This is a genomic window from Kitasatospora sp. NPDC056531 (genome assembly GCF_042794375.1).
Classification (GTDB): domain Bacteria; phylum Actinomycetota; class Actinomycetes; order Streptomycetales; family Streptomycetaceae; genus Kitasatospora.
Genome location: NZ_JBHTTU010000006.1, coordinates 1 through 6878, shown reverse-complemented (window position 1 = coordinate 6878; position 6878 = coordinate 1). Strand labels below are relative to the sequence as shown.

Genomic DNA, 6878 nt, shown 5'->3' with positions numbered 1-6878 from the left:
GGGGTTGTTTGGTGGGGTGGGGATCTGTTTGGCGGGGGGGGGGGGGGGGGGGGGGGGGGGGTTTGTGGGGGCGCCCCCCCCCCCCCTCCCCCCCCACAGCCCTTCTCACCAGGCGGTGCCCGTGGTCACCGGAGTTACCAGGTCACGGGCAGCTCGGTGACGCGCCAGAGCCCCATGCCGCCGACCGGCAGCTCCTCGCGCGGTACGGCGAGGCGCAGCTCCGGGAGGCGGGCGAAGAGCGTGGTGAACGCCGTCTCCAACAGCGCGGTGGCGAAGTTCTGCGCCACGCAGGTGTGCGGGCCGTGGCTGAAGGCGATGTGCTGGTTGTCGCCCCGCCGCACGTCGAGCGCCTCGGGGTCCGGGAAGGCCTTCGGGTCGCGGTTCGCCGCCTTGATCCCGATGACCACGCCCTCGCCGGCGCGGATCAGCCGGTCGCCGATCTCGATGTCCTCGGTGGCCACCCGCAGCGCGGAGCCGCCGACGGACAGGTACCGCAGCAGCTCCTGCACCAGGCTGGGGGCGAGCTCCGGGTTGGCCCGGAAGGCGGCCAGCTGCTCGGGGTTGTCCAGCAGCGCTAGAACGCCGAGGGAGATCATCGTCATGCTGGACTCGTTGCCCGAGATCAGCACGAGCATGGTGGTGTTCAGGAGGTTCTGTGGGGTGAGCTCTGCCGTGCCGTCCTCGCTCCTGGACACGAGGCTGCTGAGCAGGTCCTGACCCGGTTCCGCCGTCTTCTTCTCCAGCAGGCCGGGGAGGTAGCCGGCGAGGTCGAGGAGCGCCGGCATCATGTGCTCCATGGGAGCGGCGAGCGACTGGACGCGCTGCTGGAAGAACTCGCGCTCCGCCTCGGGAATGCCCAGGATGTGCGTGAGCATAGTGGGGGAGAACGGTGCCGCGTACGCGGAGATGAGGTCGACCGGCGACCCGGTGGCCACCATCTTGTCGATCAGCTCGTCGGCGACCTGCTGCATCAACGGGCGCATGGCCTTCACCTGACGGACGGTGAAGCTCGGGATGACCAGACGCCGTTGGGAGCTGTGCTCCTCGCCGTCCATGTAGCTGAAGGTCCGCTCCTCCCGCGGCATGGGGTCGTTCGTGGTGACCGGCGGCATGCCGGGCGCGTACTTGGCGGTCTGCGGGAAGTTCGGGTTGCTGCGGTCGGCGGAGATCCGGGGGTCGGAGAGCAGGGCGCGCGCCTCCTCGTGCCCCGTCACCACCCAGCCCTCGCTCCCGTCCAGGAAGGTGACTCTGTTGATCGGCCCCTTTTCCTGCAAGTGCTTGTAGCCGGCGGGCACATCATAAGGACAGGCTTCGCCCTTGAAGGGATAGGCAAGAAGCTGGTCCGCAGTGTCACTCATGTAAACTCCTCGATGATTTGGGCCAGTTCGGCGCAAGCGGGGAAGTCGAGAGCAGCGCATCCCGATCAGTGCTCGTGGAAGGGACGGGTCCCGGCGTGCGGAGAGAAGTTCGGCACCGATCGCGCCCCCGATTGAACTTCCCTGATGAACTGTCGATCCAGCCCCGAGGCGCATGAACAGCGCCCGCAGCACGTGGCGGCGTCGTTGACGGCCCGGTGACACCGGATCCCGGCAGAGAGTACCCCAAGTTGACTGAAGCGGAAGTGAACTGGCGGCCTTGGTTCCATTCGTATGCCGAGAGCCGGTCGAGGGTGGCAGATGAGCCCGACTCCGGTCACGTTCTGGCTGGTCCGGAGCGGTTGGTACCCGGTCGGGAGGCGTAGATCACACTTGCCTGGCGTCCTGAGCCGGGGGTACGTTCGTACGCAAGTGCACAGAGCACTCATCACGGGGGTTTGATTCATGACAGGGCTTGGATCCTGCATTTCTGATCGTTGTTCACCTTCACTTCACGGCGTTCGCGGCTGGATCGACGGCCGCTCCGGCGCGGAGTCATCCGTCCGCTAGACCCGGGCGCATGTGTGTCCGGCTTGTCGCCGAATCGTGCTTTTCCTGATCGGCTGTCATGTAAGGGGCCGGGCTTTGCCAGCCCCAAGCCTCTGCATGGACTCAGGGCGAATGGTTCCCTCTTGATGTTCCGGGTGTGGACGGATATGCGCGTATTCATGACGTGACGGCGCCTGCCGTCTTGTGAAGGTTGGTCAGTAGAGCGAATCGCCGTTCTCCGCACTGGACTTCGCCGTGCGGGCGATGCGATGAGCAGCATCAGTGTGCGGAGAGCGGGGACTCGTCTGAGTGTCCGTCGGTTTTCCTTGTCCTTCTGCGGAGTGTGGCTGAAATTGAGCGGGTCCCGTGTAGCCGGTCAGGCGACCTCGACACAGCAGGACAACTGGATCGCCGTCATCGGGATGGCATGCCGGCTGCCTGGCGCGGCGGACCCGAACGCGCTGTGGCGACTGCTGCGCGAGGGCGGCAGCAGCATCGGGCGGGTGCCCGAGGACCGTCGTGCCGTGCCGGAGGACGAGGCCGGGGAGCCGCTGACCTCGGGCGCCGAGTGGGGCGCATTCCTGGACAGCACAAGGGAGTTCGACTCCGCCTTCTTCGGCATCTCGCCGCGCGAGGCAGCGGCCATGGACCCCCAGCAGCGCCTGATGCTGGAACTGGCCTGGGAGGCTCTGGAGCACGCCGGGATCGTCCCGGAGCGGCTGCGTTCGAAGCAGGTCGGAGTCTTCGCCGGGGCGATCCGGGACGACTACGCGACCCTGCTGCACCGGCGCGGAGGCCGAGCGGTCGGCCACCACAGCCTGACCGGTCTGCACCGCAGCATCATCGCCAACCGCATCTCCTACACCCTCGGATTCCACGGCCCGAGTCTGGTGGTGGACACGGGCCAGTCCTCCTCGCTGGTCGCGGTCCAACTGGCCTGCGAGAGCCTGCGCAAGGGGGAGTCGAGCATCGCGCTGGCGGGCGGTGTGCACCTGAACCTGGCGCCCGAAAGCGCCCTGGTCATGGACCGGTTCGGCGGGCTCTCCCCGGACGGACGCTGCTTCACCTTCGACTCCCGGGCCAACGGCTTCGTGCGCGGCGAGGGCGCCGGCCTGGTGGTGCTCAAGCCCTACCGGCAGGCGCTGGCCGACGGTGACACCGTACTGGCGGTCATCCGCGGCGGTGCCGTCAACAACGATGGCTCCGGTGACGGCGGCCTGACGGTGCCCAACCCGGTCGCACAGCAAGCCGTGCTGACCGAGGCCTGCCGACAGGCCGGGGTCGACCCGGCCGTCGTCGGCTACGTGGAACTGCACGGCACCGGGACCAAGGTGGGCGACCCCGTCGAAGCGGCGGCACTGGGCGCCGCCTACGGCACGGCGGACGGACGGACGGCCCCGCTGGCCGTGGGCTCGGTGAAGACCAACCTCGGCCACCTGGAGGGCGCGGCGGGCATCGCGGGCCTGCTGAAGACCGTGCTGGCGATCCGGCACCGGGAGCTGCCGCCCAGCCTCAACTACGACGTCCCAAACCCAGAAATCCCGTTCGCCGAACTGCGGTTGAAGGTGCAGGACCGGCTGGCAGGCTGGCCTCACCCGGACCGTCCGCTGGTGGCAGGGGTCAGCTCCTTCGGCGTGGGCGGGACCAACTGCCACCTGGTGGTGTCCGAGGCCCCCGGCGCGGTCGAGCCGACGTCCCGGCCCGCTCCCGCCGACTCCCGGCCGGACGGCCCGCTGCCGTTTCTGGTCAGTGGCCGTACGACGTCGGCCCTGCGCGCCCAGGCTGACCGGCTGGGCAGCCGACTCCGGGATGCCGACGTCGAGTTGGCGGACCTCGGCCACTCGCTGGTGGCCACCCGGACCGCCTTCCGCCACCGTGCCGTGGTGCTGGCGGCCAACCGGACGGAACTCTGCGCCGGGCTCGACGCACTGGCCGCGGGCGAGATCCGCGCGGGCCTGGCCACCGGGCAGGCCGACGCCCAGGGCGGGACGGTGTTCGTCTTCCCGGGCCAGGGCTCGCAGTGGATCGGCATGGCTACCGAACTCCTGGCGTCCTCAACGGTGTTCAACGAGCGGATGCAGGAGTGCGAGAAAGCCCTGCGGCCCCACGTCGACTGGTCGCTGCTGGAGGTGCTCCGCGGTGCGCCGGGAGCGCCCTCGCTGGAGCGGGTCGACGTGGTGCAGCCCGTGCTCTTCGCGGTCATGGTGTCCCTCGCCGCGCTCTGGCAGTCCCTGGGCGTACGGCCCGCCGCGGTGGTCGGCCACAGCCAGGGCGAGATCGCGGCCGCCTGCGTCGTCGGTGCCCTGTCGCTGGCGGACGCGGCCCGCGTCGTCGCGCTGCGCGCCCAGGCGCTGACCGTTCTCGCCGGACCGGGCGGGATGGCCTCGGCTGCCCTCGGCGAAGCGGAACTGCGCCCGCTGCTCGAGGAGTTCGGCGACCGGCTGGCGGTCGCCGCGGTTAACGGTCCGCGCTCCACCGTGGTCTCCGGCGACTCGGAATCGATCGACCGGTTCGTCGCCAAGCTGTCCGGGCAGGGCGTCCGGGCCCGCCGGATCCCGGTGGACTACGCCTCGCACTCGGCCCACGTGGAGGCCATCCGCGAGCGGCTGTCGACCGACCTCGCCCCGATCGAGCCGCAGGCGGCCCGGATCCCGATGCTGTCCACTACCACCGGACGCTGGCTGGAGCCCGGCGAGATGGACGCGGAGTACTGGTACACCAACCTGCGCCGCACGGTGCAGTTCGAGGCGGCCACCCGGGCGCTCCTGCGGGAGGGGCACCGCGTGTTCGTCGAGGTCAGTCCGCACCCGGTACTGGCCATGGGGGTTCAGGAGACCATCGAGGCGGTCGGCGAGTCGGCCGTCGTCGTTCCCTCGACCCGCCGTGATGACGGTTCGCTGGGCCGGGTACTCAGCTCGCTGGCCGAACTGGCGGTCCGAGGCGCGGAGTTGGACTGGGACGCCGTCTTCGGCCCGGCCCGGCCGGTGCACCTGCCCAGCTACGCGTTCCAGCGCAACACGTACTGGCTGGATGACGCGCCGGTACCCCCGGTGACGTCGGCCGCCCAGAGCACGACGGGCGCCGAGGCCGCCGGCGAGCCCCTCGGCGCCGCGACGGCCGCGGTGCCGGACGAGCAGCAGCTGCTGCGACAGGTGTGCGCCCACGCCGCCGTCGTCCTCGGCCAGGACGGCCCCGACACGGTGGACAGTCGACTGACCTTCAAGGAACTCGGCTTCGACTCCTTCATGTCCGTCGAGCTGCGCAACCGCCTCGGTGCGGCCGTCGGGCAGGCGCTGCCGGCGACGCTGCTCTTCGACTACCCGACGCCCGCGGTCCTCGCCGGTCACCTGCACGCCCAGGCGCTCGGATCGCCCGCCGAGCCCGCCGGGGCGGTGGAGCGCTCGGTGACCGACGAGCCCATCGCGATCGTCGGCATGGGCTGCCGGCTCCCCGGCGGCGTGAACTCGCCCGAGGACCTGTGGGCACTGCTCGCCGCGGGCCGGGACGCCGTCTCGGGCTGGCCGCTGGACCGCGGCTGGGACGTCGAGAGCCTCTACGACCCGGACCCGGAGCGGACTGGTCGGTCGTACACCCGCGACGGTGCCTTCCTGGACGCGGCGGCCGACTTCGACGCGGCCTTCTTCGGGATCTCGCCGCGCGAGGCGCTGTCGATGGACCCCCAGCAGCGCCTGCTGCTGGAGACCTCGTGGGAGGCGATCGAGCGGGCCGGGATCGACCCCTCCTCGCTGCACGGTAGCCGGACGGGCGTCTTCGTCGGGGCCACGGCGATGGACTACGGGCCGCGCATGCACGAGGACTCCGCCCTCCAGGGCTACGTCCTCACCGGCACCAACAGCAGCGTCAACTCGGGCCGGATTTCCTACTCGTTCGGTCTGGAGGGGCCGGCGGTGACGGTGGACACGGCGTGTTCGTCGTCGCTGGTGGCCCTGCACCTGGCGGTGCAGTCGCTGCGCCAGGGCGAGTGCGACCTGGCGTTGGCCGGCGGCGTCACGGTGATGGCCAGCGCGGGCATGTTCGTGGAGTTCTCCCGCCAGCGCGGCCTGGCCGCCGACGGCCGCTGCAAGTCCTTCGCGGCCGCGGCCGACGGCACCGGCTGGGGCGAGGGTGCGGGCGTGCTCATGGTGGAGCGGCTCTCCGACGCCCGGCGCAACGGCCACCCCGTGCTGGCGGTGGTGCGGGGCATCGCGGTGAACCAGGACGGCGCGTCGAACGGTCTGACGGCGCCGAACGGCCCGTCGCAGCAGCGGGTGATCCGGGCCGCGCTGGCCAACGCCGGGTTGACGGTCGACCAGGTCGACGCGGTGGAGGCGCACGGGACGGGCACCACGCTGGGTGACCCGATCGAGGCACAGGCGCTGCTCGCCACCTACGGTCAGGGACACTCGTCCGACCGTCCGCTGTGGCTGGGGTCGTTGAAGTCGAACGTCGGCCACACCCAGTACGCGGCGGGCGTGGCCGGTGTGATCAAGATGGTGATGGCGATGCGGCACGGTGTGCTGCCGCGGACGTTGCACGTGGACGAGCCGACCTCGCATGTGGACTGGTCGGCGGGTGCGGTGGAGCTGCTGACCGAGGCGCGGGACTGGCCGGAGACCGGGGGTCCGCGTCGGGCGGGTGTCTCCTCGTTCGGGGTGAGCGGCACGAATGCGCACGTGATCCTGGAGCAGGCTCCTGTCGACGCGTCCGAGGGTTCGTCCGAGGGTTCGGCCGAGGGTTCGGCCGAGGGGCTGGTCGCGTCCTCGCTGCCGGTGGTGCCGTGGGTGGTCTCGGGGAAGACCGAGGGCGCGCTGCGGGCGCAGGCCGAGCGGTTGGCGGCGTTCGTCGAGGGCTCCGCTGATCTGCGCGATGCGGACGTGGCGTTCTCGCTGGTGTCGTCGCGTGCGGTGTTGGAGCACCGTGGTGTGGTGGTGGCCGGGGATCGGGAGGGTGCGCTGGCCGGTCTGCGGTCGTTGG

At 70.8% G+C, this 6878-nt stretch carries 2 protein-coding genes; one reads left to right on the top strand and one right to left on the bottom strand.

The genetic code is table 11. The annotated features are described in order from the left end of the window. Positions 1-134: 134 nt before the first annotated feature. The gene (locus ACFQ87_RS08865) at positions 135-1358 is read right to left on the bottom strand and encodes a cytochrome P450 (protein WP_380609918.1); all 1224 of its coding nucleotides are present in this window, start codon (positions 1356-1358) and stop codon (positions 135-137) included. A 968-nt stretch (positions 1359-2326) separates the two neighbouring features. On the opposite strand from ACFQ87_RS08865, the gene ACFQ87_RS08860 reads away from it, so the two are divergent. Beyond that, positions 2327-6878, top strand: a 4552-nt coding sequence (locus ACFQ87_RS08860; RefSeq protein WP_380609917.1) for a beta-ketoacyl synthase N-terminal-like domain-containing protein, incomplete at its 3' end; no start/stop codon positions are given.